Source organism: Methylobacterium terrae (assembly GCF_003173755.1).
In the GTDB taxonomy this organism is placed as follows: Bacteria; Pseudomonadota; Alphaproteobacteria; order Rhizobiales; family Beijerinckiaceae; genus Methylobacterium; species Methylobacterium terrae.
This window is the reverse complement of record NZ_CP029553.1, coordinates 5293041-5318440: the sequence shown is the minus strand read 5'-3', so window position 1 is coordinate 5318440 and position 25400 is coordinate 5293041. Positions and strand designations below refer to the sequence as shown.

Sequence of the window (25400 nt, the reverse complement as noted above, 5' to 3'; positions counted from 1 at the left end):
GGGGGCGACCATGAGCGAGTTCGAGGCATCGCGGCAATCGGCGGTGATCGAGGCGCTGCGGCGCGAGATCGCCGAGGCCTACGACGAGGAGCTGGAGCTCGAGATCGAGGAGGAGCGCCTCGCCGGCCTCGTCCCGCCGCCCGAGGGCGCCGGCCCGGCGCTCGACCGCCGGCTCTACTTCCGCGAGCTGCTGCGCCTGCAGCACGAGCTGGTCCGGCTCCAGGACTGGGTCCACACCCAGGGGCTCAAGGTCGTGGTGCTGTTCGAGGGGCGCGATTCCGCCGGCAAGGGCGGCGTGATCAAGCGCATCACCCAGCGCCTCAACCCCCGGGTCTGCCGCGTCGCCGCCCTCCCCGCCCCGAGCGAGCGCGAGCGCGGCCAGTGGTACTTCCAGCGCTACGTCAGCCACCTGCCGACCGGGGGCGAGATGGTGCTGTTCGACCGCTCCTGGTACAACCGGGCCGGCGTCGAGCGCGTCATGGGCTTCTGCTCGGAGGCGGAGGTGGAGGAGTTCTTCCGCTCGGTGCCCGAATTCGAGCGCATGCTGGTGCGCTCGGGGATCGTCCTGGTGAAGTACTGGTTCTCGATCACCGACGCCGAGCAGGCCCACCGCTTCGAGATGCGCATCCGCGACCCCCTCAAGCAGTGGAAGCTCAGCCCGATGGACGTCGAGTCGCGCCGGCGCTGGGAGAGCTACACCCGGGCCAAGGAGGACATGCTGGCCCGCACCCACATCCCGGAGGCGCCGTGGTGGGTGGTCGACGCCGTCGACAAGCCGCGCGCCCGCCTCAACTGCATCAGCCACCTGCTCACGCAGGTGCCCTACGGCACCGTCGAGCGTCCGCCCGTCCACCTGCCCGAGCGGGTGCGCAACCCCGACTACGTCCGCGGCCCGATCCCGGCCGAGATGTACGTGCCGGCGCGGTACTGAGCGGCGCATGGGCGGGGTCTCGCGCGCGGCGGCGATCTCCGTCCTCGTCCTCGCCGCCGGCGGGGCCGCCGCGCAGCAGACCCCTGCCCCGACCCTGCCGATCCTCGCCCGCTTTCCCCTGACCGGCGCCGGCGGCGATCCCCAGACCGCCATCGCCCAGGCGCGGACCTCCGATCAGGTTTCGGTGACGATCGGCGGCTCGATCCAGTCGTCGCTCGGCTCCTACGGCGACCCGTTCGGCCTGCGCGCCTATCTCGCCGAGCGCGGCATCACCACCACCATCACGTATATCGGCGAGGCGCTCGGCAACCTGCGCGGGGGCCTGAGGCGCGGCGCCACTTACGGCGGGCGCCTCGACACCTCCCTCGACGTCGACCTCGACAAGCTCGCCGGCTGGACCGGGGCGAGGTTCCACACCGACTTCTTCCAGATCCACGGCCACGGCATGTCCCGCTCCTACGTCAACAACCTGACGACGGTGAGCGGCATCGAGGCCCTGCCCGCGACGCGGCTGTTCGAGCTGTGGCTGGAGCAGCGCCTGTTCGACGACACGCTCTCGATCAAGCTGGGCCAGGTCTCGGCCGACACCGAGTTCGCCATCGCGCAATCCGCGGTGGTGTTCTTCAATGCCGGCTTCGGATGGCCGAATATCGGCGCCGTGGTGCTGCCGAGCGGCGGCCCGATCTATCCGCTGGCCACGCCGGCGGTCCGGGTGAAGTACGTCCCCGACGAGCGCCTGTCGTTCCAGGCCGCGATCTTCAACGGCGATCCGGCGGGAATGCGGCGGGGCGACGACACCGATTCCCAGCGCATCAACCGCACCGGCACCAGCTTCCGGATCGCCGACCCGCCCCTGCTGATCGGCGAGGTCGCGTATGCCTACACGCTGAACCTGGGGGCTGAGAACCTGCACGGCACCGCGACGCTCGGCGGCTGGAACCATCTCGGCGGCTTCGACAGCCCGCGCCTCGACGGCGTCTCGGGCCGCCTCCTCGCCGATCCGGAGGCGAGCGGCATCGCCCGGCGCTTCCGCGGCGACCGCGGCGTCTACGGCATCGTCGACCAGACGCTCTATCGCGAGCCCGGCACCGAGGACGAGGGCGCCAGCGCCTTCCTGCGGCTGTCGAAGGTGCCGGGCGACCGCAACCTGATCGACTTCTACCTCGACGGCGGCATCGCCTACAAAGGCCTGCTGCCCGGCCGGCCCAACGACACCGCGGCGCTGGGCGTGATCTACTCGCGCATCTCCCCGGCGGCCCGGGCCTTCGATCGCGACACCATCCGGTTCGGCCAGGGCACCGGCCCGATCCGCAGCAGCGAGGTGGTGCTCGAGGCGACCTACCAGGCCGAGGTGCTGCCGGGATTCACCCTGCAGCCGGACCTGCAATATGTGATGCGTCCCGGGGGCGGGCTTGCCGACGACACGGGACGCCGGCTGAAGAACGCGACCGTCATGGGATTGCGGGCGACGATCAACTATTAGCGGTCGGTGCTCGGTGAGGGGAACGCAGGTTCCGGGCCGGATCGCCCGCCACGGCGACGACCGTCCCCGGCCAGCCGATGCCGGTTTCCGACGCGGTCGTCCCGCGAGAACGATTGCCGAGAATTCGTCCGGAGCCGTCGGCGACCCCGCGCGACCTCGCGGTACGGGCGTCTCAGGCCGGCGCCGGCCTGCGCCGCGTGACCTTGCGCAGGATGCGCGAGACCTGCTCGGCCGAGTAGGGCTTGTGCAGGAGCTCGAAGCCGTTGGCGTTCTCCTGCGCCAGCACGTGGCTGTAGCCGGAGGCGAGCACCACCGGCAGGTGCGGCAGGCGCCGGGCCAGGAGCCGGGCGAGCGCGATCCCGCCCATGCCCGGCATGACCACGTCGGAGAACACCACGTCGAAGCCGGCGCCGTCGGGCCCGAGCTTGTCGAGCGCGTCCTCGGCGTTGACCGCCCAGGTCGCGGCGTAGCCGAGATCCTCCAGGATCTGGGTGGCGAACCGCCCGACCTCGAGGTTGTCCTCGACGACGAGCACCCGCTGGCCGACGCCGCCGGGATCGACCGGGGCGGCCTCCGCCTCCGGTGCGGCGGCGAACTCGGCCTCGACCTCGGGCAGGTAGAGCGTGAAGGTCGTGCCCCGGCCGGGGCTGCTCTCGACCGCGACGTTGCCGCCCGACTGCTTGGCGAAGCCGAAGACCTGGGACAGCCCGAGGCCCGTGCCCCGCCCGACCTCCTTGGTGGTGAAGAACGGCTCGAACACCCGTGACAGCAGGTCGGGGGCGATCCCGGAGCCGGTATCGTGCAGCGAGATCGCCGCGAAGGGCCCCTCCGCCCCGGCATGGCCCCGGATCGGCGGCAGGGTCATCCCGCAGGCCAGGCGCAGGGTGAGCGTGCCGGCGCCGTCCATGGCGTCGCGGGCGTTCACCGCCATGTTGACCAGGGCGGTCTCGAACTGGCTGGCATCCACCCGCACGAAGCAGGGGTGCTCCGGCACATCCGTCGCCACCGTGATCCGGGCGCCCGTCACCGTGTCGAGGAGGTCGGCGACGACCCGCAGGCTGGCGCCGACATCGAGCGTCTCGGGCTTCAGGGCCTGGCGGCGCGCGAAGGCGAGGAGCTGCGAGGTCAGCTTGGCGGCGCGGTCCACCGTCTCGGAGACCGCCGTGAGGTAGCGGTTTCGCCGCGCCTCCGGCAGGTCCGGCCGGCGCAGGAAATCGACCGAGGAGCGGATGATGGTGAGCAGGTTGTTGAAGTCGTGGGCGACGCCGCCGGTGAGCTGGCCCACCGCCTCGAGCTTCTGCGACTGGCGCAGCGCCTCCTCGGCCTGGGCGAGGGCGGCCGCCTGCGCCTTCTCGGCGGTGACGTCGCGGCCGTAGCCGAAGATCAGGCCGCCCTCGGCCGAGGAGTGCCAGGAGATCCAGCGCGGGGTGCCGTCGCGGTGGCGGTAGCGGTTCTCGAAATTCGTCAGGTCGCGGGCCGAGGCGGCGCCGTCGAGCGCCGCCTGCGTCGCCGCCGCGTCCTCCGGCCAGATGAAGTCGAGGAAGCTGCGCCCCTCCATCTCGGCGGGGCCGTGGCCGAGGATCGTCTCCCAGGCCGGGTTGACCGAGCGGAACACGCCGTCGGCACCGACCACGGCGAGCAGGTCGCGGGAGTTGCGCCAGACCCGGTCGCGCTCGGCGGTGCGCTCGGCGACGCGCTGCTCCAGGGTCTCGTTGAACCGCACCAGCTCGGCCATCACCCGCTTCTGGTCGTCGATGTCGGTGCTGGTGCCGACCCAGCGCGCCACCGCGCCGTCGTCGGACAGGACCAGCTGCGCCCGGGCCAGGAACCATCGATAGGCCCCGTCGGCGCGCCGCAGGCGGTACTCGCACTGGTAGGAGACGCCGCCCGCGACCGCGCCGCGCCACTGCGCCGCCGCCCGCTCCCGGTCCTCCGGGTGGACGATGCCCTGCCAGCCCGCGGCGTCGAGCGCCCCCGGCGCGACGCCCGCATAGGCGTAGATCCGCTCGTTGAACCAGGTGGCGCGGCCGATCGCGTCGGTGGCCCAGACGAAGTTGGGCAGCACCTGCGAGAGCACGCGGAACCGCGCTTCGCTGTCGCGCAGGGCCGCCTCGGCCTGCCGGCGCGCCGTGATGTCGATCGCGGTGCCGACGACCCGCACGCAGGCCTCGCCCCGGAACAGGCCGCGGCCCTTGGCGGCGACCCAGCGGACGACCCCGTCCTCCTTGCCGACCGTGCGGTACTCGACGTCGTAGAGGGCGCGCCGCACGGGATCGAGGGCGGCCGCGAAGGCGGCGCTGGTGGCCTCGCGGTCGTCGGGATGGAGCCCGGCATAGTAGTCGGCCATCGAGACCGGCACGTCGGGCGAGATCCCGAACATCGCCTTCACGCGGGCCGGCCAGAACAGGGTGTCGGCGACGACGTCGACGTCCCACAGGCCGACTTCCGCCGCCTCGGTGGCCAGCCGCAGCCGCGCCTCGCTCTCGCGCAAGCGGTCCTCGGCCTGCCGGCGCGCGGTGTCGTCGAGGTGCAGCCCGTCCCAGATCACCTGGCCGTCGGCAAGGCGCGGCGCCGAGATGATGCGGGTGTGGACGAGGGCGCCGTCGGGCCGGCGCATCGGCGCCTCGACGTCGAACGGCGAGAGGTCGCGGATCGCCGTCGCCTCGGCCTCGGCGATCCGCCCGCGGTGCTCGGGCAGGATCAGGTCGTAGGCCGCGGCCGGGTCGGCGAGCACGGCCTCGGCCGGCACGCCGGTCATCCGCTCGAAGCCCTGCGAGACGGTGAGGAAGCGCCGCTCCGCGCCGCCGACGGGCGTCCTGCCGCCCTCGCGGGGCGTGGCGATCTGGAACACGTAGCCGCCCGGCAGGTGGTCGGTCAGGGCGCGCAGGCGCGCCTCCGCCTCGCGCAGGCCGGTCTCGGCCTGCACCCGCCCGGTCGTCTCGGTGCAGGCGCAGAACATGCCGACGGTCCGGTCCTCCTCGTCCCGCAGCGGCGAGTAGGAGAAGGTGAACCAGGTCCGCTCGTCGTAGCCGCGCCGGTTCATCAGGAGCGGCATGTCCTCCGACCAGGTCGGCTCGCCGGACAGCGCCCGGTCGACGAGCGGCGCGATGTTCGGCCAGATCTCCGACCAGATGTCGCGGAAGCGCCGGCCCAGGGCCGCCGGATGCTTGTCGCCGAGGATCTCCGCGTAGGCGTCGTTGTAGAGGAAGCCGAGCTCGGGCCCGAACGCCACGAACATCGGGAAGCGCGAGCCCAGCACCAGGCTCACGGTGGCGCGCAGGCAGGCCGGCCAGGCCTCCGGCCGGCCGAGGACGGAGCCCGACCAGTCGTGGGCGCGCATCATCGCGCCCACCTGCCCGCCGCCGGCGAGGAAGGGCGGGACGGCGGGGGCGGGGCTCTCGGGCATGCGGCGGGGACGGCTTCGGTCGACGGGCATCGGACCGGCATGGGTGCGGGTCAGGCGCTGACAGTCAAGGTCTTACCCGTCATGCGGGAAGCCGACGCGCCGCCCGGCCGCACAGCCACCGGGCCGCAGGTCGCGGACCGGCCCGCCCGGACACGCCGACCGCGCGGCGATCCTCAGCCGCCCGCGGCGGTGAACAGCACGACCTCGGCGCCGCCCCGGGAGGTCCCCCGGTGCTCGGCCCCCACCGCCACCACGCAGCACTGGCCGGGGCCGAGATCGACGGTGTGGTCGCGGAACTCGACGCGGAAGTCGCCGCTCCAGACCACGACCGTCTCCGTCGTCCGGTTGTGGCTGTCCCACCGCCCCTCGCCGCCGCCGGCCACCCGCACCAGCCGGACCGCGACGCCGCCGAGCACGGTCGTGCTCTCGCGCTCACCCCGCCCGGCCAGGCGATGGAACTCCCCGGCGAAATCCAGGCCGCCCGTCTGCATCCCGTCCCCTCCTCCGACGGTGGTCAGGCTGCACGACGGGCGGGCGCCTGTCGAGCCGGCGTCAGCGCGGCCCGTCGCGCCGCGCCGCCGCGAGCGCCGCACCGCCGATCAGGCCCGCCGCCGCGATGATCCCGATATGCAGCCACATCGGATCGGCCGCGACGACGCTGCCCTTGGCCCGCGCGTCGAAGCGGCCGTGGGCGCCGTGATCGCGCTTCGCGTCGACCGGATCGAACAGGTTGTCGGGTCGGCCCTTCTGCGCCGCCTGCGACGTCATCTCGCCCCGGTAGCCGTGGCGGGCGAGGTAGTGGTCGGTGAAGGCGGGGGCCGCCTGCGCGCCGAAGATCGCCAGCCAGGACGGGGTGCCGATCCAGAGCTCGCGCGGCGCGTCGTGGGCGGCGCGCACGATCTCCTCGGCGATCGCCTCGGGCTGGAAGATCGGCGGCACCGGCTCGAGCTTGCGCGGCAGGCGCGAGCGAGCCCAGTCGAATTGCGGCGTGTTCACCGCCGGCAGCTGCACCATGGTCAGGCGGATGTGGCTCCGGTGGTGCAGCAGCTCGGTGCGCAGGCTGTCGACGAAGCCGCGCACCGCCGCCTTGGCGGCGCAATAGGCCGATTGCAGCGGGATCGACCGGTAGGCGAGCGCCGAGCCGACATGCACGATGGTGCCGCGGTCCGACGCCTTCATGTGGCGGAGCGCCGCGAGCGTGCCGTGGACCTGGCCGAGATAGGTGACGTCGGTGACGCGCTGGAACTCCTCGGCCGACATCTGCTCGACCTCGGCGTAGACCGTCACCATCGCGTTGTTGACCCAGACGTCGATGCCGCCGAACTCCTCGACGAAGGCGTCCGCCGCCCGGTCGACCGCCTTCGGATCGGCGACGTCGGCGCGGTAGCCGAGCGCCGTTCCGCCGACCGACCGGACCTCCTCGACCGCCGCCGCGATCCCGGCCCGGCCCCGCGCCACGATGCCGACGTTCCAGCCCCGGCGCCCGAAGGCGACCGCGACCGCGCGCCCGACCCCGGCGCTGCCGCCGGTCACCACCACGGTGGGGCGCGAATTCCCGCTCATGCGACTGCTCCCGATGACATTGCGTCAGCCCCGACAACGCGCCCGGGGCGTTTCGGGTGCAGAGCCTCACGAGAGATGGTGCGGTGCCGGATCCGCGGGCAGGCTGCCCGCTATTATGTCTATACACAAAGCTCGCGTGCCGGTACGACAGGAAAGGCTTGGCAGGTGCGCCTCGGCAGGTGCGCCTGACCAGGCGAGTCTCGCGAGGAGCGCCCGGCCGGAACGGCCTGGCGGACGGGACCCGGCAGGGAGGGGACGATGAAGGCGTTGGCCGCAGGGGTGGTGGGAGCGCTGGCGCTGGCGCTTCCGGTCCAGGCGCAGGAGACGAAGGTCACGGTCGGCCTCTCGGGCTGGACCGGCTTCGCCCCCCTGACGCTGGCCAAGGAGGCCGGCATCTTCAAGAAGAACGGCCTCGACGTCTCGCTGAAGAAGATCCCGCAGGCGAGCCGCCACCTCGCCATCCGCTCCGGCGACGTGCAATGCGCCGCCACCACGGTCGAGACCTGGGTGGCGTGGAACGCCAACGGCGTGCCGACGAAGCAGATCTTCCAGCTCGACAAGTCCTACGGCGCCGACGGCCTGGCCGTGCGCAACGACGTCGCGTCGATCAAGGACCTGAAGGGCAAGACGGTCGCGGCGTCCGTGCCCGGCACCGCGCCGTATTTCGGGCTGGCCTGGATCCTCAAGGCCAACGGCCTGTCGCTCAAGGACGTGAAGGTCGTCAACCTCGAGCCGGGGCCGGCCGCGCAAGCGTTCATCGCCGGCCAGAACGACGCCGCGATGACCTACGAGCCCTACCTGTCGTCGGTGCGCGCCGCGCCGCAATCGGGCAAGATCATCGCCACCACCCTCGACTACCCGATGGTGATGGACACCTTCGGCTGCACCCCCGAATTCCTCGACCAGAACCCGAAGGCCGCGAAGGCGCTCGCCGACAGCTACTTCGAGGCGCTCGACATGATCGCCAAGGATCCGCAGAAATCCTACGAGATCATGGGCGCCGACGTGAAGCAGACGGGCGAGGCCTTCGGCAAGTCCGCGCAATTCCTGCGCTGGCAGGACCGCGCCGCCAACAAGGCGTTCTTCGCCGGCGAGCACCAGAAGTTCTCCGAGCAGGCGGCCGACCTGCTGCTCGAGATCGGCGTGATCCGGCAGAAGCCCGATATCGCCGCCCTCGCCGATCCCCGCTTCGTGCAGTGAGCATGGTGCGCCCGCTGCAACCGGTCGGCGGCCCGGCGAAGGTCGTTCTCGGCCTCGGCTTCTTCGTGCTGTTCGTGGCGGCCTGGGCCGCCGCGACCCTCGGCGGGCTGGTGCCGAAGACCTTCCTGGCCGACCCCGTCACCATGGTGCAGGACGGCTGGCTGCTGCTGACCCGGTTCGACTTCCTGTCGGATATCGGCATCACGGTGTGGCGGGTGCTCGGCGGCTTCCTGCTCGCAACCGTGATCGCGGTGCCGCTCGGCGTGATGATGGGCGCCTACAAGCCGGTCGAGGCGTTCTTCGAGCCGTTCGTGTCCTTCGCCCGCTACCTGCCGGCCTCGGCCTTCGTGCCGCTGCTGATCCTCTGGGCCGGCATCGGCGAGACGCAGAAGCTCCTCGTCATCTTCATCGGCTCGGTGTTCCAGCTCATCCTGATGATCGCGGTCGCGGTCGGCAACGTCCGGCGCGACCTCGTCGAGGCGGCCTACACGCTGGGAGCGAGCGACGCCGGCATCATCCGCCGGGTGCTGCTGCCGGCGACCGCGCCCGAGATCGCCGAGATCCTGCGCCTCGTGCTCGGCTGGGCCTGGACCTACGTCATCGTCGCCGAGCTGATCGGCTCCTCGTCGGGCATCGGCCACATGATCATCGAGAGCCAGGCGCTCCTCGCCACCGGCCAGATCATCTTCGGCATCATCGTCATCGGGCTGATCGGCCTCGTCTCGGACTTCCTGTTCAAGGCGGCCAACCGGCTCCTGTTTCCCTGGAAGCTCGCCTGATGCGGGACACCATCGAGGTCGCGGTCGAGGGCGTGGCGCGGGTCTTCCCGGGGACCCGGGGCGCCAGGCCCGTGCAGGCCCTCAGCCCCACGGACCTGACCGTCGCCAAGAACGACTTCATCACCATCCTCGGCCCCTCCGGCTGCGGGAAGTCGACGCTGCTGCGCATCGTCGCCGGGCTCGACCGGCCGAGCGCGGGCCGGGTCCTCGTCGAGGGCCGCGAGGTGCGCGGGCCCGGCCCGGACCGGGGCATGGTGTTCCAGTCCTACACCCTGTTCCCATGGCTGACGGTCGCCGAGAATATCGGCTTCGGCCTGCGCGAGCGCGGCGTGCCGCTCAGCCGACGCCGCGAGATCGTCGCGGCCTTCATCGACAAGGTCGGCCTGCGCGGCTTCGAGGGGCATTATCCCAAGCAGCTCTCGGGCGGCATGCAGCAGCGCACCGCCATCGCCCGGGCGCTCGCCAACGATCCCGCCATCCTGCTCCTCGACGAGCCGTTCGGCGCGCTCGACAACCAGACCCGCGGGCTGATGCAGGAATTGCTGCTCGGCATCTGGGAGCGCGAGCGCAAGACCGTGATCTTCGTCACCCACGACATCGAGGAGGCGATCTTCATGGCCTCGCGGGTGATCGTGATGACGGCCCGGCCCGGGCGCATCAAGGCCGACGTCGCGGTCGATCTCGGCCATCCGCGCCACTACACGGTGAAGACGAGCCCGGAATTCTCCCGGCTGAAGGCGCAGCTCACCGAGGAGATCCGCGCCGAGGCGGTGCTGGCGGCGACCGAGCATTGAGCGCTGCTCGGCCCGCCCGTCGATCCCCTCACCCTCCTGTTCAGTCCGGGCTCCGCTGCGCCGCCCCGGAATGAACAGGAAGTCGCGAACCGGGTGGGTCTCGCTGCGCCGGCCTCGAAATCCGCATCCCCCGCCTCGAATCCCTCGTCCCCCGTTCTACCTCCGTCCCCTCACCCGAACCCCGCCGCCCGCGTGGCGGCGACCGGTCAGGAGGACAGGATGAAGGCCTTCGTCGTCCGAGCGCCCGGCGGCCTCGACCGCCTGGAGATCGCCGAGCGGCCCGATCCCGGGCAGCCCGGCCCCGGCGAGATCCGGGTCGCGGTCCACGCGACCTCGCTCAACTTCCACGACCTGCTGGTGGCGAGCGGGCGCTCCCTGGCGGCGGACGGCCGGATCCTGATGTCGGACGGGGCCGGGACCGTCGAGGCGGTCGGCGCGGGCGTCACCGAGTTCGCGCCCGGCGACGCCGTGGTCTCCTGCTTCTTCCCGCACTGGGCCGACGGGCTGCCCCAGGCCCCGGTCGGCAACTTCGCGCAGGTGCCCGGCGACGGCGTCGACGGGTTCGCCCTCACCCACGCGGTCCGGTCCGCTTCCGCCTTCACCCGCGCGCCGCGCGGCTGGACCCACGCCGAATCCGCCACCATCACCACCGCGGGCCTCACGGCGTGGCGGGCCCTCGTCGGCGACGGCGGCCTGAAGGCCGGCGACGCCGTGCTGGCGCTCGGCACCGGCGGCGTCTCGATCGCGGCCCTGCAGATCGCCAAGGCGACGGGTGCGGCGGTGATCGTCACCTCCTCGTCCGACGCCAAGCTCGAGCGGGTGCGCGGCTTGGGCGCCGACCACACGGTCAATTACCGCACCCATCCCGACTGGGGCCGGCAGGTGCGCGACTGGACCGGCGGGCGCGGCGTCGACCACGTCGTCGAGGTCGGCGGGCCCGGCACCCTGGCGCAGTCGATCGAGGCGGTCCGCGTCGGCGGCCACATCGCGCTCATCGGCGTGCTCACCGGGAGGGCCGGCGAGGTGCCGACCTCCGCGCTGATGGCCAAGCAGGCCCGGCTCCAGGGCCTGATCGTCGGCAGCCGGCGCCAGCAGCAGGACTACGTCGCGGCCCTCGACCGCACCGGGATCCGCCCGGTCATCGACCGCATCTACACCTTCGATGAACTGCCCGCGGCCTTTCGCCATCAGGAGAGCGGGGGCCATTTCGGCAAGCTCTGCGTCGCCTGGTGACGGCCACGCTCGACGGCGGCCCGGCTTCCGGGATATGCCCGTGCCCATGAACGGAATCGTGGTGGTCGGCACCGGCCAGGCCGGGTTTCAGCTCGGGGCTTCCCTGCGGGAGAGCGGCTATGCCGGCCCGGTGACCCTCGTCGGCGACGAGCCGGGCCTGCCCTATGGCCGGCCGCCGCTGTCGAAGGCCTACATGCTCGGCAAGACCGACGCGGCGGGACTCTCCCTGCGACCGGAGGCGTATTTCGCCGAGCACCGCCTCGCCCTGCGCGCCGGTGAGCGGGCGGTCGCGATCGACCGGGCGGGGCGTCGCCTCCACCTCGCCTCCGGGGAGGCGCTGGCCTACGACCACCTCGTCCTGGCGACGGGATCGCGCAACCGCCCGCTGCCGGTGCCGGGCGCGGATCTCGCCGGCGTGCACCAGTTGCGCACGCTCGCCGAGGCCGACGCCCTGAAGGCGGCGCTCGCCGGGGCGAAGGCGGTCGCGGTGGTGGGCGCGGGCTTCATCGGCCTCGAATTCGCGGCGGTCTGCGCCCGGAAGGGTGTGTCCGTCACGGTGATCGAGGGGCTGGAGCGCCCCCTCGCCCGCTCGGTCTCCGCCGGCATGGCGGCCCTGATCGAGGCCTCCCACCTCGCGGCCGGGGTGCGCTTCCTGTTCGGCAGCGGGGTCTCCGCCATCCTCGGGCCAGACCGCGCCCGGGCGGTCGCCCTCGCGGACGGGCGCGAGATCGCGGCCGACCTAATCCTCGTCGGCATCGGCGTCCTGCCGAACGCCGATCTCGCGGCGGCGGCGGGTCTGCGGATCGAGAACGGGATCGCCGTCGACGCGATGCTCGCCACCGAGGACCCGGCGATCTCAGGCATCGGCGACGGCGCCAGCTTCCCCTCGCCCCACGCGGACGGCGCGCGGGTGCGGATCGAGTCGGTCCAGAACGCCGTCGACGGCGCCCGCTGCGTCGCCGCCCGCCTCACCGGCCGGCCCGCCGCCTTCACGGCGGTGCCGTGGTTCTGGAGCGACCAGGGCCCGCTCAAGCTCCAGATCGCCGGCCTGTGCCAGCCGCACGACCTCGCGGTGCGCCGGGGCGATCCGGAGGCAGGCGGAGTCTCGGTGTTCTGCTACCGCGACGGGCGCCTCGCCGGGGTCGAATCGCTCAACCGCCCGGCCGACCACATGATCGCCCGCCGCCTGCTCCAGGCGGGACGGAACCCGGCCCCGGACCAGGCGGCAGATCCCGGCTTCGACCTCAAGGCCCTGGCGCTCGGCTGAGGGGCGATGCTAGGCATCGTCATGTCTCACCGGAGATGCGCGTGATGGCGTCTGCGCAAGCCATCGAGATCCACGCGAGGGGGCCGGGTGGGCTGCTCGAGGGAACCTGGCAGCCGGCCTCCGCCGGCGCTCCGGTCGTCCTGATCGTCCCGGGCTCCGGCCCGACCGACCGTGACGGCAACAATCCGGGCGGGGTGGCGGCCGGCACCTACCGGCTCCTCGCCGATGCTTTAGGCGCGCGCGGCATCGCCTCCCTACGGATCGACAAGCGCGGCATGTACGGAAGCCGGCCGGCGGCGTCCGACGCCAACGCCGTCACCCTCGGCGACTACGTCGACGACGTCCGCGCCTGGATCGCGGCGATCCGCGCCCGCGACGCGGCGGCACCGGTCTGGCTCCTCGGCCACAGCGAGGGCGGGCTGGTGGCCCTGGCGGCGGCCGCCGGCGGCATGTCGGACCTCGCCGGCCTGATCCTGGCGGCGGTGCCAGGGCGCCCGCTCGGCGCGGTCCTGCGCGAGCAGCTCGCCGCCAACCCGGCCAACGCCGTCATCATGGACGAGGCCCTTGCCATCCTGGCGCGGCTCGAGGGCGGCGAGCGGGTGGAGGCCGTGAGTCCGGTGCTGCTTTCGTTGTTCCGGCCCGAGGTGCAGGGCTTCCTGATCAGCCTGATGCGGGTCGATCCGGCGGCGCTGATCGCGGAGGTGCGGGCGCCGGTGCTGATCCTCCAGGGGGAGCGCGACCTGCAGGTCGGCCGGGCCGACGCGGAGGCGCTGCACCGGGCGAACCCGGCCTCGCGCCTCGCCCTGCTGCCGGAGGCCAACCACGTGTTCAAGGCGGTCGCCCCAGACGACCGAGCCGCGAACATCGCCGCCTACCGGGATCCGGGCCTACCCCTCGCCCCGGGCACGGTCGAGGCGGTCGCGGCCGTCATCGAGGGCGCGCCGTGAGGCTCAGCGGTCGTTCTCGGTGGTGAGCTCGCTCGGGTGGATGCCCTTGTCCGGCGCGTCGTCCGGGCGCAGCCGGGCATCCGGGTAGGCGCCGTCGGTCAGCTCCACGCCGGCGGCCACGAGGGCGCCGCGGAGCGCGGCCCGCTGCTCGGGCGAGGGCGGGTAGCGGCCGGCCTCGAACTGGCGGATGCTCTCCGCGTCGACGTTGGCGCGCAGCGCCAGCTCGTCCTCGGACCAGCCGAGCAGGTCCCGCGCGCGGCGCAGCTGCGCCGCCGTGATGTCGTCTCCGCCGTTCACTGAAACCCGTCCCTCGCTCGCCGATGGATCTCCTGCGCCGCGCACAGGCCTTGGCTAACGGCGAGGCTCCGCTTTCGTTGCCACACCGGCAAGCTTTCGCGAGTCGTGCCACATTACGGCCAAGCTTGCCGCATAATTGCAACAGTCGTCGGCAAGATGCCGATGCGGGGCTGCCGCTTCGGCCGCCAGGGTTGCGGGTCGGGGAGTGCCTCTCTAGGGTCCGCGACCAACACGACAAGACGGATGGGGAATGCGATGAAGGCGATGCAGGTTGCGCTGGCCGCCGGCGCCGTCGCGCTGTTGGCGTCGGCCACGCAGGCTTCGGCGCAGAACATGCTGGGCTACGGACAGAAGAACCGGGACAAGGCCAATGCGCCTCAGTACATCCCGCCGCTGAAGGCCCAGGAGAAGGTCTTCCCGCTCGACTCGACCTGGACTGCGGTGAGCCTCAACGGCAAGCCGTTCGCCGGCGCCGAGCGGCCGAGCTTCATCATCGACAAGCAGTACCGTGCCCGCGGCTTCGGCGGCTGCAACACCTTCGCGGCGACCGCCTTCCCGCTCAAGGAGCAGCACCTGGCGGTCGGCCCGCTCGCCCTGACCAAGCGCAGCTGCGACAAGGTGGTCGGCGCCTCGGAGATGCAGTTCCTGACGGCGCTGCGCACCTCGGGCCAGTGGGACCTCGTGGGCTCGCAGCTCGTGATCAAGAGCCAGGCCGGCGAGCTGCGCTTCGACCGCGCGCTCTGAGTCATCCTTTCGCAGCATGCCGGAACGGCCTCGCCCTCGTGGCGGGGCCGTTCGCGCATGGGCACGGGCACCGGAATCGATTTACCGCCGCCTCTCAGTGCTTTAAGGCGCTCTTCGATCCAGCGTCGGCGCCGATCCTTCCGTGCGGCACGGCATCGGCGCGGGCTAAGCAGAAACAGCGGATGCGAGGAGGAACCGGGATGCGGTCGATGTCGAGGAGAGTGCTGCTCGCGGCGGCGTTGCTCGGGAGCAGCCTGGCCGGCGCGCAGGCGCAGGACAAGTCGCCGGTGAAGCTCGGCGCGATCGAGATCCTGACCGGTCCCAACAGCCGCTACGGGGTCGCCATCCAGCGCGGCTTCGACCTGGCGCTGACCGACATCAACAAGGCCGGCGGCGTGCTCGGCGGCCGTCCGCTCGCCCTCGTCTACGAGGATTCGGCCGGCGCCAAGGAGCAGGCGCTCAACGCCGCCCGCAAGCTCATCGGCCGCGACAAGGTTCCGCTGATCCTCGGGCCGACCCTCTCGAACGAGATGTTCGCCGCCGGCCCCGTCGCCAACGAGCGCAAGGTGCCGATCGTCGGCACCTCGACGACCGCCAACGGCATCACGGCGATCGGCCCCTACGTCTTCCGCACCTCGCTGCCGGAATCCGACGTCATCCCGGTCACGCTGAAGACCGCGCAGGCGAAGTTCGGCATCAAGCGCGTCGCCGTGATGTACGGCAACGACGACGCCTTCACCAAGTCGGCCTACGACGTGATGAAGGCCTCGCTCGAGAAGCTCGGCATCGAGACCCTGACGACCGAGACCTTCGGCTCGAAGGATTCGGACTTCTCGGCCCAGCTCACCAAGATCAAGGCGCTGAACCCCGACGCGATCGTGCTGTCGGCGCTGGTCGAGGCGGCCTCCGGCATCGAGCTCCAGGCGCGCCAGCTCGGCATTCCCGAGAAGGTGTTCTTCATCGGCGGCAACGGCCTGAACTCGCCCAAGCTCGGCGACATCGCCGGCAAGGCGGCGGACGGCACCCTCGTCGGCAGCCCGTGGTTCATCGGCAAGCCGGACGCGGCCAACCAGGCCTTCGTCAACGCCTTCAAGGCCAAGTACGGCGGCGACCTGCCCGACCAGTTCGCGGCCCAGGCCTACGACACCCTGTTCATCGTCGCCAAGGCGATCGACGCGGCCGGCGCCCCGGAGCCTGAGAAGATCAAGGATGCGCTGATCAAGGTGAAGTACACCGGCGTGATGGGCCCGTTCTCCTTCTCCGACAGCCGCGACCCGGCCGATACGTCGGGCGTGGTGGTGCTGGTGATGAAGGACGGCAAGTTCCAGCTGCTGCAGTAAGCGGGCGCCGTTCCAGAACTTTCCAAGGATAAATCGCGGGATCCCCTCTCCCAAACGGGAGAGGGGGACCCGCGCCCTGTCTTCACGCGATGCGGCCTACGCCTCTCGCCCCCAACCGATTGACCCGCCGCGCGATATCGGCCACGTCGCACCCTCGTCATCCTGTTCGGCCCTGAAGGCCGGGCCGCAGCGGGCGTCGGACGCCCATCGAAGTTCCAAGCCCTCACCCATGCTTGAGCAGCAGCTCGTCAACGGCGTCGTGCTCGGCGCGACCTACGCCCTCTTCGCCATCGGCTTCACGCTGATGTTCGGGGTGATGGGCGTCATCAACCTGACCTACGGGGTCTACTTCGCGCTCGGCGCCTTCGCGGCGCTCTGGAGCACGCAAGGGCTGGACCTGCCGATCTGGGCGGCGCTGCCCGTCGGCGCGCTGATCGCGGGCCTGATCGCGGTCGTCCTCGACACGCTGCTCCTCACCCGCCTGCGCAAGGCGAAGGCGCCCGAGCTCTCGTCGCTGATGGTGACGCTGGGGGCCACGCTGTTCCTCTATGCCGGCATGGCGGCGGCGCTCGGCACCGAGATCCGGCGCTTCCCGGCGGCGGTGTTCTCCGGCGGCGCCTACAGCCTCGGCGACGTGCGGGTCGGCACGACCCAGCTCCTGATCCTCGGCGCGGCGATCGTGCTGATGCTGGCGCTGCTCGCGCTGGTGCGCGGCTCGCGGATCGGCCTCGCCATCCGGGCGGTGGCCGAGAACCCGGACGCCGCCTCCCTCATGGGCATCAACGGCGCCCTGATGCTGCGGGTGGTGTCGTTCCTGTCGGGCGCCATCGGGGGCGCGGCGGGCGTGCTCGTCGGGCTCAACTTCAACGCCATCCAGCCCTTCATGGGCGAGCACATGATGCTGCGCGGCTTCGCGGTCATCATCGTGGGCGGGCTCGGCGACCTGCGCGGCGCGCTGCTGGCCGGCCTCATCCTCGGCCTCGCCGAGGTGCTCACCGCCGCCTACCTCTCCTCGACCCTCAAGGACATGATCGCCTTCGCGCTCCTCGTCGCCACCCTGTGGTTCCGCCCCCTCGGCCTGTTCGGCCGCGCCGCCGCCAAGCGGGCCTGACCGTCATGTGGGAAGCCCTCGACGACTTCTACTGGACCTACCAGAGCCTGATCCACGCGATCGGGGTGAACGGCATCCTGGCCCTCTCGGTCTACGTGGTGCTGGCGGTGGGCCAGCTCTCTCTCGGCCAAGCCGCCTTCATGGGCGTCGGTGCCTATACGGGCGCGCTCCTCACGGTGAAGTTCGGCGTGCCCTTCGGCGTGTCGATGGTCGCCGCCGCCCTGGTGCCGGCGCTGCTCGCCCTCGTCGTCGGCGGGCCGACGCTGCGGCTCACCGGCGTCTACCTCGCCATCGCGACGATCGGGCTCGGCGAGATCACCCGCATCGTGTTCCTCAACTGGGACTATGCCGGCGGGGCGCTCGGCCTGTCGAGCATCCCGGAGCGCGGCGGCGTCGCGGCGATCTACGGCACGCTCGCGGTGCTGCTCGTCGGCCTGACGCTGGTGGCGCGCTCCCGCGTCGGCCGCGCCATGGAGGCGATGCGCGAGGACGAGGCGGCGGCCGGCGTGATGGGGGTGAACCTGCCGCGCTACCGGCTCGTCGCGCTCGTCGTCTCTTCGGCGATGGCCGGGGTGGCGGGCTGCCTCTCGGCCCACGTCTCCTCGTTCATCGGCCCGAACGAGTACGGGTTCGAGGCCGCGGTGACGATCCTGAGCTACGCGCTCCTCGGCGGCATCGGCTCGCCGCTGGCGCCGGTGCTCGGCTCGACCATCCTGACCCTGCTGCCGGAGGTCCTGCGCCCGCTCGCCGACTTCCGCCTGATGGTGAACGGCCTGATCATCGTGCTCGCCGTCCTCTTCATGCCGCGGGGCATCCTGCCCTGGCGCATCGCGCGGACGGGCTGACGCCGATGGCACTCCTGACCGTCCAAGGCCTGACCCGCCGCTTCCAGGGCCTCGTCGCCGTCGATTCCGTCGATTTCACCGTCCAGCCCGGCACCGTGCACGGCCTGATCGGCCCGAACGGCGCCGGGAAGACCACCCTGTTCAACCTCGTCTCCGGCGTGCTGGCGCCCAGCGCCGGCAGCGTGCGCCTCGGCGACCAGCCGCTCGACGGGCTGGCGCCCTACCGGCGCACGGCGCTGGGACTGGCCCGCACGTTCCAGAACATCCGCATCTTCTCCGAGATGACGGTGCTCGAGAACGTGATGACCGGCCTTCACACGCGGCTGTCCGCGACCTGGGGCATCCTGCTGCGCGGTCCGGCCTTTCGCGCCGAGGAGCGGCAGGCCAAGGCCAAGGCGCGCGATCTCCTCGCCTTCGTCGGGTTGTCCGAGGCGGCCGATTCCCGCGCCGGCGACCTGCCCTACGGCGACCAGCGCCGGCTCGAGATCGCCCGGGCGCTCGCCTGCGAGCCGCGCCTCGTGCTCCTCGACGAGCCCGCCGCCGGCATGAACCCGGCCGAGACCCACGCCCTCCTGGGCCTCCTGCGCCGCCTGCGCGACGAGCGCGGCCTGACCCTGCTGCTCGTCGAGCACGACATGCCCCTGGTGATGAGCCTGTGCGACCGCCTGACGGTCCTGAACTTCGGCCGCCGGATCGCCGACGGCACGCCCGCGGAGGTGCGTGCCCACCCGGCGGTGATCGAGGCCTATCTGGGCACCGGCAGCCACGAGGTCGCCGCGAGCCGGGGAGCGGTGTCGTGAGCGAGCTTCTGGCGGTCGAGGGCCTGCGCCTCGGCTACGGCCGGGCCGACGTGGTCCACGGCATCGGCCTGACGGTGCGGCGCGGCAGCATCGTCTCGCTGATCGGCTCGAACGGCGCCGGCAAGACCACGATCCTGCGCAGCCTGTCGGGCCTGATGAAGCCCCGGGCCGGCCGGGTGATGTACGGCGACGAGGCGCCCGTCGACATCGCCGGCGAGGCGGCCCACCGCATCGCCCGACGCGGCATCGTCCAGGTGCCGGAGGGCCGCCAGGTCTTCGCCAACATGACGGTGGCGGAGAACCTGCGGCTCGGCGCCTACCACGTCCCGGGCCCCGAGGCCGCGCGGCGGCAGGAGGCGGTCGAGGCGCGCTTTCCCCGGCTCGCCGAGCGGCTGCGCCAGCAGGCGGGCTACCTCTCGGGCGGCGAGCAGCAGATGCTGGCGATGGGCCGCGCGCTCATGGCCGAGCCGGTGCTCCTGCTCCTCGACGAGCCCTCGATGGGCCTCGCCCCCCTCATCGTCGACGAGATCTTCTCGATCATCGCGTCCTTGCGGGCGGAGGGGCGCACGATCCTGCTCGTCGAGCAGAATGCGAGTGCGGCGCTCGCCATCGCCGACTACGCCTACGTGCTCGAGACCGGCCGCATCCGCCTTCAGGGCCAGGCGGCCGAGATCGCCCGCAACCCGGAGGTGACGGCGGCGTATCTGGGGGTGTGAGGGGCCGGGTTCCGTGCGAATCCGACGTGCCGATCGGCATGCCGGCAGGCGGGCGCCGCCTCCCGTCCCTCACTGCCACACCCCCGCCTTGCGCGCCCGGGCATTCGCCTCCGCCGCCTGCAAGTCCGGCGACGCGCCCGGCGCGGCGCGGCCGGCGCCGTTGAACAGCACCACCTCGGACAGGTCCTGCTCTCCGGCCCGGCAGCGGTAGAGGTCCGCCGCCCCCGCCGGCTGGCACGTCACCTCGCGCCGGCGCAGGTACTGGCGGAACTCGCGGGCGTAGGTGCCGCCCTGGCCCTCGACGCCGGCGAGCCGCACCGCCTGGCCGTCGAGGCGCAGCCGCCCGGTATCGATCACCCGCGGCACGCCGCGCAAGGTCGGGGCCGGGGACGGGCGCTCGCCCGGGTTCTGCCAGGCCGGGCGGCTCGCGCCGCGGGGCGTGCCGCCGGTCTCGCGCGCCGCCTCGCGGGGCTCCGCGACCGGGGGCGCCGGGCGGGCCTTGGCGATCTGCGCCGCGACGTCCTGGAACAGGGCCTCCGGGCCGTCGCCGGCGCCGTTCTCGACCGAGGCGCCCGACAGGTAGGTGCCGATCAGGAGGTCGTCGGCGGTGCCGACGAACAGCCCGTCCCGGCTCCCCGCATCGTCGCTCCCCTCCGGCGGGCGGGCGAGGCCGGCGAGCAGCGTGAGGAGGGCGGTCCGCCGATCGGCCGCCGGCATCGGCCCGGCGACGAGCCGGTCGTAGACCGGGCGGCCGTCGCGCCCGAGATGGCGCAGGCTGGCCGCCGCCGCGCGGCGAGCCTCCGGCGTGTCGGCGAGGGGGCTGCCGCCGGCGACCACCGCCTGCACGGCGCCGTCGGGCCCGAGGATGAGGAGGCCGGCCCGGGCGCCGCGCCCGGCGGCGTCGAGGCGGCGCTCCACCGCCTTCTCGGCCATGGTCTGCAGGCCGCGGTCGAGCGTGGTGCGCAGAACCGCCTCGCGCGGCGGCTCGGGGCCGAGGCGGGCGGCGGCCTCGGCGAGGACGAGGTCCGGGACGCCGCTGCGGGTCACCGGATTGGTCCCGACGGGGCTGAGGCCGTCGAGCGCCAGCCCCGCTTCCGCGGCCCCGGCGGCGGAGAGGTCGCCGCGCATCACCATGCCGTCGAGGACGTCGCGGCCGAGGGCCCGGATCCGCGTCACGTCGCGGTCGGGCTGGAGGTCGGGCGCCAGGGACAGCCCGGCGAGGTAGGCGGCCTCGGCCGGCACGAGGGCGGAGGCCTCCTTGCCGAACAGGGACCGGGCCGCGGCGTCGATCCCCGTGAGGCCGGGGCCGAAGCGGGCGAGGTCCAGCGCCCGGCCGAGGATCCGCGGGCGGTCCTCGCGGGCGGAGAGCCACAGCACCAGCATCGCCTCGCGCACCCGGTCGGCGAGGCTGCGCGGCGCCCCGGGCGCGGCCCCGATCAGGTCGCGGCGGACGAGGCGCTGGGTCAGGCGCGGGCTGCCGGCCCGCGGTCCGTCGCTGATCGTGTCGCGGAACGCTTGATTGATCACCGCGGCGATGCCCGCCCCATCGAGCCGGTAGTGGTCCTCGAACCACGGGTCCTGCGCGGCCAGGAAGGCCCGGCGCATCACCGGGGCGACGGCTCCCACGGGAAGCGCCCGCCCCTGCGCGACGCCGCGGCGCGCGATCGGCGTACCGTCCTGCGCCTGCACCGTGAGGGTGCGGCCCGGGTGGGGTGGCCCGGCGAGCGGGGGCAGCGTCGCGGCGCACCAGGCGAGGAACAGGGCGGCGAGGCCGAGCAGTCCCAGGCTCCCGACCAGGAGGGCGCGGCCCCAGGGCACCGCCCCGGCCCGCCGCACCGCACCGGCGGCACGGGACGCGAGGGGGTGGGAACCGACGCGATCCGTCACGCCCCGCCAGGCGGGAGCGACCCGGCGCAGCGGCATCGCGGCGGCCGACAGAACCGGCTGGAGGTGCCCGGCGGCAGCGCTGCCGGCCCGCGCCGCGACGGAACGCGCCTGCGCGACGCCCTCGGAGATACGGCGCCGCCCGGCGGAGACGCGTGAGGGGGCGGGCCCGGTCCCGGACATCGCCCGGTGGGACCCGGCTCCTTCGATTCCCGGCGTCTCGGGTCTCGGCGCCTCGGATCGTCGGGGCTTCGCCGCCGGGCTGGCGAGGTCGAGCCAGTCCCTCCCGGGCTGCGTCGTCATCGGCTCCGCCACCATCCTGCGCGATCACCTCCGGCCTCGACGCCGACGCGCCCCGACGGCCGGCGCGAGGACGGCCCGGGCCGCGCGAACGGCTACGGTCACCTGGAACGTTGGCCCAACGGAAACAGTTCCGGCGGGATCGCCCGCACACGCGAGAGCGCGCAGGCGAGTGAAGTCCGCACCATGTCTCGGTGGCGTCTCGGGCCGTCGGGTCAAGTCGTCGCCGGAAAGCTTGGCAATTATCTAACATGCTAACCCCCACCGATGATCGCATAATCCGGAACGATATTGTGAAGTCGGCGTTTTGAAGCATCTTCGAGGCGCCGACCTACCAAGTGCCGGCGCGCAGGGAGGCAGACGAACATGAACAGACTGACAGTTGGACTGGCCGCGCTGCTCCTCAGCACTTCGGTTTACGCTCAGACGGCCGGGAGCCCGGGCGCGGGTGGGGCGCCGGGCCGGGGCGGCGAGACGAGCCAGTCCGGCCCGAAGGCGGGCGCGGCGGCCGGGTCGCAGGCCCGCGGCGAAATGGGCAATGGCGCGATGGGCAAGGCCGACGGCCAGGCGGGGATGCGCGGCGAGCAGGCCCGACAGGATGCCGGCAAGGGTGACGGGCAGGCTGCCGGCATGGAGCGCGGCGCCGACCGCAAGGACATGTCCGGGAAGGACACGGCCGACCGTAAGGACCCGTCCGACCGCAAGGACATGGCGGACCGCAAGGACGGGATGCGCGACCGGGCCGAGGGCCGCGACGGCCGCCGGGCGATGGACGAGCGTCGCGACGCCGATCGCCGGATCGACCGTCGCGACGAGCGAGCCGAGCGCCGCGAAGGCCGGGCGGGCCTCCGCAGCGAGGCTCGCGAGGACCGGGTCACGACCGTCGGCGGCCGGCGCTACGTGACGATCTCGGGCCGGCGCGTGCTCTACGGCTCGCCCGAGTACCGCCGGCTCGTCGTCGTCGAGCAGCGCGAGCAGCGCGCCCGCCCCGGCCGGGTCGAGTACGTCGAGATCCAGGGCCGCCGGGTGCGGGTCGGCTCGCCCGAGTATCGCCGGCTGGTGATCCGCGAGCGCAGCGGCCCGCGCCGCACCGTCGTGGTGCGCGGCCAGCGGGTGATCTACGGCTCGCCGGAATACCGTCGCCTGATCGTCTCCGAGCGCGGCGGGTCCGACCGCTACGTGACGATCTCGGGCCGGCGCGTCCTCATCGGGTCGCCCGAGTACCGCCGCCTGTCGGTCAGCGAGCGCAGCAGCGTCACCGGCAGCGTCCGCGGCCGTGAGGACGTGCGCGGCAGCGAGCGCCGCGAGGACCGCCTGAGCCGGAGCGAGTCGCGCCGCGACGGCGCCGCGGATCGCGAGCGCAACCGCGACATGTCCCGCGGCGAGATGAAGACCGACGGCAGGGACCGTCGCGAGATGGGCGAGCGCCAGATGGACAAGGGCAAGGGCGCCCGGCCCGAGCAGGCGGCGGGCAGCCAGCCCGGCCGCGACGCGGGCGAGCGCGGCACGAGCGGCGGCGCGAACGAGCGTCAGGCCAACGACCGCCAGATGGGCGGCCGCGGCACCGGCCCCGAGACCACCGGCAGCACCCAGCGCGGCGCGCGTCCGGGCGGCGAGACCGGTGGCGCCAAGGCCGGCCAGGGCGGTGCCGGCGGCCGGATGTAATCCGGCCCGCGCCCAAAACGATCGGCACAGACACGAGGCCGGCCCCGGGGACATCCGGGGCCGGCCTTCTCGCACGTGGGCGACTCCTTGGGCCGTACCCTCGGGCCCGGGTTGCGGCAATGGAGCGCCCGCCTCCCGATGCGATTGTGCTGATCCGGGTCATGCGCTACCGCCGTAGGCCCTCGCCGGCCGCCCCTTTCCCGCCCGGTTGGCGCCGCATGAGGCGGGGGGCGCGCCGCGGATGATGGACTTGCCCCGGGAGGACCAGGATGCCGATGCGTGCGCCGATCCCGATCGTCGGTGCGGGCGAGCCCTTCGCCCAAACCGCCTTCGCACGAGCCGCCCTCGCTCACGCCGCCCTGCCCGACCGGCCCGGCCCGGCCGGCGCCCCCACCCACGCCAGCCGAGCAGATTCGACGCGCAGATGCTGAAAACCGCCATCGTCGCGGCGCGGGACCGCCAGCGCCTCCAGGAAATCGCCGGCATCCTGATCGGCTTCGGGGTCAACAAGGTCGTCGACCGCCTCGGCCTGCGGGCGATCCCGCGGCTCGCCTGGCGCAGCGCGCCGGCCGTCGACCTCGCGCGCCTGTCGCAGCCCGAGCGCCTGCGCCGGGCGATCGAGGCCCTGGGGCCGACCTTCATCAAGCTCGGGCAGGTGCTGGCGAGCCGCGCCGATCTCCTGGCGCCGCAATGGACGGAGGAACTCGGCAAGCTGCACGACAAGGTCGCGCCGCTGCCCTGGGACGTGATCCGGCCGCAGCTCGAGGCCGATCTCGGCGCGCCGCCCGCCGAGATCTTCTCGGAGTTCGACACCAACCCGATCGCCTCGGCCTCGATCGCCCAGGTCTACCGCGCCCGGCTCGAGACCGGCGAGGAGGTGATCGTCAAGGTCCGGCGCCCCGGGCTCCAGAAGGTCATCGAGGCGGACCTGCGGCTCCTGTCGCACGCTTCGCGCATCGTCGAGACCGAGTGGCCCGAGATGGCCCGCTACCGGCCGACCGAGCAGATGCGCCACATCGCCAACGGCCTGCGCGAAGAGCTCGACCTCGCCAACGAGGGCCGCAACTGCGAGATGCTGGCGGCCCTGTTCCCCGACCGCGACGACGTCGTCTTCCCGAAGGTCTACTGGGAATACACCTCCGAGCGGGTCCTGGTGCAGGAATTCATCCACGGCATCCCGCCGACGGACACCAAGCGCCTCGAGGAGGCCGGGCTCGACCGCAAGGTGCTGGCCCAGCGCGGCGTCGACGCCTTCCTGCAGATGGCGATGATCGAGGGCCTGTTCCACGCCGATCCCCATCCGGGCAACCTGCTGGCGATGCCCGGCAACCGGATCGCGTTCATCGATTTCGGCATCGTCGGGCGGCTGTCGCAGCGCCGCCGCTCGCAGCTCCTGATGCTGATCGGCGCGATGCTGCAGGAGGATGCCGACGGGCTGATGGCGGTGCTGCTGGACTGGACGGGGTCCAGCAACCCGGACCTGACCCGGCTCGAGGCCGCCTCGCAGGCCTTCGTCACCCGCCACAACGGCGCGACGCTCAACCTCGGCCTCGTGCTCACCGACTTCATGACCATGGCGCGCGAGAACGACCTCGCGATGCCGACCGACCTCGCGATCCTGTTCAAGGGCCTCGTCACGGCCGACGGCGTGATGCGCCAGCTCGACCCGGCCTTCGACCTGTTCGCGGCCGCCGGCCCGACGGTCAGCCGCCACATGCGGGCGCAGTTCTCGGTCAAGGACCTGAAGGGCCGGTTCCAGGGCCTGGCGACCGGCCTCTACGGCGCCGCCTCGGAGCTGCCGACGCTGATCCACCTGATGCTGGTGCGCCTCAAGCAGGGCCGGGTCACGGTGGAGATCGAGCTCAAGGGCATGGACAAGCTGACCCGCGGCATCGAGCGCGCGGCGGCCCGGGTCGCGGTCGGCCTCGTGGTCGCGGCCTTCGCGACCCAGCTCGCGCCGCGGCTGATGGAGCACGGCACCCCGGCCTTCGCCACGATCGGCATCCTGGTGCTCACGATCGGGATCGGCTGGATCCTGCTGCTGGCCCGCAACCGCTGAGACGAGAAAGGGGCCGCCCCGCACCGGGACGGCCCC

General features: G+C 72.8%; 21 protein-coding genes. 16 read left to right on the top strand and 5 right to left on the bottom strand.

Features of this window, described 5'->3' with window-relative positions:
- The first annotated feature begins 10 nt into the window (after positions 1–10).
- Positions 11–931, top strand: a complete 921-nt coding sequence (gene ppk2 / locus DK419_RS24525; protein WP_109961405.1) for a polyphosphate kinase 2 — start codon at positions 11–13, stop codon at positions 929–931.
- Positions 932–938: 7 nt separating this feature from the next.
- Positions 939–2414, top strand: a complete 1476-nt coding sequence (locus tag DK419_RS24520) for a carbohydrate porin (protein ID WP_109961404.1) — start codon at positions 939–941, stop codon at positions 2412–2414.
- Positions 2415–2586: 172 nt separating this feature from the next.
- On the opposite strand, the gene DK419_RS24515 is transcribed toward DK419_RS24520, so the two are convergent.
- The 3 genes from DK419_RS24515 to DK419_RS24505 all read right to left on the bottom strand — a co-directional run bounded on the left by DK419_RS24515 (position 2587) and on the right by DK419_RS24505 (position 7383).
- Positions 2587–5820 carry a PAS domain-containing protein gene (locus tag DK419_RS24515; RefSeq protein WP_245442696.1) on the bottom strand — a complete coding sequence of 1078 codons (3234 nt, stop codon included), beginning with the start codon at positions 5818–5820 and terminating at the stop codon, positions 2587–2589.
- 173 nt (positions 5821–5993) lie between these two features.
- Positions 5994–6311, bottom strand: coding sequence for a cupin domain-containing protein (locus DK419_RS24510; protein ID WP_109961403.1), 318 nt, complete (start codon positions 6309–6311; stop codon positions 5994–5996).
- Between the two features lie 61 nt (positions 6312–6372).
- A complete protein-coding gene (locus DK419_RS24505) occupies positions 6373–7383 on the bottom strand; it encodes an SDR family oxidoreductase (protein ID WP_109961402.1) in 1011 nt (336 codons plus the stop codon).
- A 258-nt stretch (positions 7384–7641) separates the two neighbouring features.
- Between DK419_RS24505 and DK419_RS24500 the strand changes: the two genes are divergently transcribed.
- From DK419_RS24500 to DK419_RS24470, 6 genes are all read left to right on the top strand, one after another.
- Positions 7642–8583: an ABC transporter substrate-binding protein gene (locus DK419_RS24500; protein ID WP_109961401.1), complete on the top strand. Its 942-nt coding sequence runs from the start codon at positions 7642–7644 to the stop codon at positions 8581–8583.
- Between the two features lie 2 nt (positions 8584–8585).
- The gene (locus tag DK419_RS24495) at positions 8586–9362 is read left to right on the top strand and encodes an ABC transporter permease (RefSeq protein WP_162561391.1); all 777 of its coding nucleotides are present in this window, start codon (positions 8586–8588) and stop codon (positions 9360–9362) included.
- Positions 9362–10156, top strand: coding sequence for an ABC transporter ATP-binding protein (locus tag DK419_RS24490; protein WP_109961400.1), 795 nt, complete (start codon positions 9362–9364; stop codon positions 10154–10156). The genes DK419_RS24495 and DK419_RS24490 overlap by 1 nt, the downstream gene beginning before the upstream one ends.
- A 219-nt stretch (positions 10157–10375) precedes the next feature.
- Positions 10376–11389, top strand: coding sequence for a zinc-dependent alcohol dehydrogenase family protein (locus DK419_RS24480; RefSeq protein WP_109961399.1), 1014 nt, complete (start codon positions 10376–10378; stop codon positions 11387–11389).
- A gap of 34 nt (positions 11390–11423) precedes the next feature.
- Positions 11424–12656: an NAD(P)/FAD-dependent oxidoreductase gene (locus DK419_RS24475; RefSeq protein ID WP_109961398.1), complete on the top strand. Its 1233-nt coding sequence runs from the start codon at positions 11424–11426 to the stop codon at positions 12654–12656.
- Positions 12657–12700: 44 nt separating this feature from the next.
- Entirely contained in the window at positions 12701–13603 is a 903-nt protein-coding gene (locus tag DK419_RS24470) for an alpha/beta hydrolase (protein ID WP_109961397.1), read from the top strand.
- Between the two features lie 3 nt (positions 13604–13606).
- Here the strand turns inward: DK419_RS24470 and DK419_RS24465 are convergent, their stop codons facing one another.
- Complete coding sequence (locus tag DK419_RS24465; protein WP_245442694.1) at positions 13607–13900, bottom strand: helix-turn-helix domain-containing protein; 294 nt, start codon at positions 13898–13900, stop codon at positions 13607–13609.
- 255 nt (positions 13901–14155) lie between these two features.
- Here DK419_RS24465 and DK419_RS24460 point away from each other — a divergent pair, with 255 nt between their 5' ends.
- From DK419_RS24460 to DK419_RS24435, 6 genes are all read left to right on the top strand, one after another.
- Positions 14156–14644 carry an META domain-containing protein gene (locus DK419_RS24460; protein WP_109962479.1) on the top strand — a complete coding sequence of 163 codons (489 nt, stop codon included), beginning with the start codon at positions 14156–14158 and terminating at the stop codon, positions 14642–14644.
- Between the two features lie 209 nt (positions 14645–14853).
- Positions 14854–15984, top strand: a complete 1131-nt coding sequence (locus DK419_RS24455) for an ABC transporter substrate-binding protein (RefSeq protein WP_245442692.1) — start codon at positions 14854–14856, stop codon at positions 15982–15984.
- Positions 15985–16213: 229 nt separating this feature from the next.
- Complete coding sequence (locus tag DK419_RS24450; RefSeq protein WP_109961395.1) at positions 16214–17095, top strand: branched-chain amino acid ABC transporter permease; 882 nt, start codon at positions 16214–16216, stop codon at positions 17093–17095.
- 5 nt (positions 17096–17100) lie between these two features.
- On the top strand, positions 17101–17940 hold the full coding sequence (locus tag DK419_RS24445; protein ID WP_109961394.1) for a branched-chain amino acid ABC transporter permease: 840 nt from the start codon (positions 17101–17103) through the stop codon (positions 17938–17940).
- A gap of 5 nt (positions 17941–17945) precedes the next feature.
- On the top strand, positions 17946–18740 hold the full coding sequence (locus tag DK419_RS24440; protein WP_109961393.1) for an ABC transporter ATP-binding protein: 795 nt from the start codon (positions 17946–17948) through the stop codon (positions 18738–18740).
- Positions 18737–19456, top strand: a complete 720-nt coding sequence (locus DK419_RS24435) for an ABC transporter ATP-binding protein (RefSeq protein ID WP_109961392.1) — start codon at positions 18737–18739, stop codon at positions 19454–19456. Before DK419_RS24440 ends, DK419_RS24435 begins: the two co-directional genes overlap by 4 nt.
- A gap of 69 nt (positions 19457–19525) precedes the next feature.
- Here the strand turns inward: DK419_RS24435 and DK419_RS24430 are convergent, their stop codons facing one another.
- Positions 19526–21643 (bottom strand): transglycosylase domain-containing protein, encoded by a 2118-nt coding sequence (locus DK419_RS24430; protein ID WP_245442691.1) that lies wholly within the window; start codon positions 21641–21643, stop codon positions 19526–19528.
- A 363-nt stretch (positions 21644–22006) separates the two neighbouring features.
- Here DK419_RS24430 and DK419_RS24425 point away from each other — a divergent pair, with 363 nt between their 5' ends.
- A complete protein-coding gene (locus DK419_RS24425) occupies positions 22007–23305 on the top strand; it encodes a hypothetical protein (protein WP_109961390.1) in 1299 nt (432 codons plus the stop codon).
- Positions 23306–23729: 424 nt separating this feature from the next.
- A complete protein-coding gene (locus DK419_RS24420) occupies positions 23730–25364 on the top strand; it encodes an ABC1 kinase family protein (RefSeq protein ID WP_109961389.1) in 1635 nt (544 codons plus the stop codon).
- The last annotated feature ends 36 nt before the right edge of the window (positions 25365–25400 follow it).

Bases quoted from the DNA above. Each gene is read 5' to 3' on its own strand.
- ppk2 (WP_109961405.1), top strand. From the start codon at position 11: ATGAGCGAGTTCGAGGCATCGCGGCAATCGGCGGTGATCGAGGCGCTG.
- DK419_RS24520 (WP_109961404.1), top strand. From the start codon at position 939: ATGGGCGGGGTCTCGCGCGCGGCGGCGATCTCCGTCCTCGTCCTCGCC.
- DK419_RS24515 (WP_245442696.1), bottom strand. From the start codon at position 5,820: ATGCCCGAGAGCCCCGCCCCCGCCGTCCCGCCCTTCCTCGCCGGCGGC.
- DK419_RS24510 (WP_109961403.1), bottom strand. From the start codon at position 6,311: ATGCAGACGGGCGGCCTGGATTTCGCCGGGGAGTTCCATCGCCTGGCC.
- DK419_RS24505 (WP_109961402.1), bottom strand. From the start codon at position 7,383: ATGAGCGGGAATTCGCGCCCCACCGTGGTGGTGACCGGCGGCAGCGCC.
- DK419_RS24500 (WP_109961401.1), top strand. From the start codon at position 7,642: ATGAAGGCGTTGGCCGCAGGGGTGGTGGGAGCGCTGGCGCTGGCGCTT.
- DK419_RS24495 (WP_162561391.1), top strand. From the start codon at position 8,586: ATGGTGCGCCCGCTGCAACCGGTCGGCGGCCCGGCGAAGGTCGTTCTC.
- DK419_RS24490 (WP_109961400.1), top strand. From the start codon at position 9,362: ATGCGGGACACCATCGAGGTCGCGGTCGAGGGCGTGGCGCGGGTCTTC.
- DK419_RS24480 (WP_109961399.1), top strand. From the start codon at position 10,376: ATGAAGGCCTTCGTCGTCCGAGCGCCCGGCGGCCTCGACCGCCTGGAG.
- DK419_RS24475 (WP_109961398.1), top strand. From the start codon at position 11,424: ATGCCCGTGCCCATGAACGGAATCGTGGTGGTCGGCACCGGCCAGGCC.
- DK419_RS24470 (WP_109961397.1), top strand. From the start codon at position 12,701: ATGGCGTCTGCGCAAGCCATCGAGATCCACGCGAGGGGGCCGGGTGGG.
- DK419_RS24460 (WP_109962479.1), top strand. From the start codon at position 14,156: ATGAAGGCGATGCAGGTTGCGCTGGCCGCCGGCGCCGTCGCGCTGTTG.
- DK419_RS24455 (WP_245442692.1), top strand. From the start codon at position 14,854: ATGTCGAGGAGAGTGCTGCTCGCGGCGGCGTTGCTCGGGAGCAGCCTG.
- DK419_RS24450 (WP_109961395.1), top strand. From the start codon at position 16,214: ATGCTTGAGCAGCAGCTCGTCAACGGCGTCGTGCTCGGCGCGACCTAC.
- DK419_RS24445 (WP_109961394.1), top strand. From the start codon at position 17,101: ATGTGGGAAGCCCTCGACGACTTCTACTGGACCTACCAGAGCCTGATC.
- DK419_RS24440 (WP_109961393.1), top strand. From the start codon at position 17,946: ATGGCACTCCTGACCGTCCAAGGCCTGACCCGCCGCTTCCAGGGCCTC.
- DK419_RS24430 (WP_245442691.1), bottom strand. From the start codon at position 21,643: ATGACGACGCAGCCCGGGAGGGACTGGCTCGACCTCGCCAGCCCGGCG.
- DK419_RS24425 (WP_109961390.1), top strand. From the start codon at position 22,007: ATGAACAGACTGACAGTTGGACTGGCCGCGCTGCTCCTCAGCACTTCG.
- DK419_RS24420 (WP_109961389.1), top strand. From the start codon at position 23,730: ATGCTGAAAACCGCCATCGTCGCGGCGCGGGACCGCCAGCGCCTCCAG.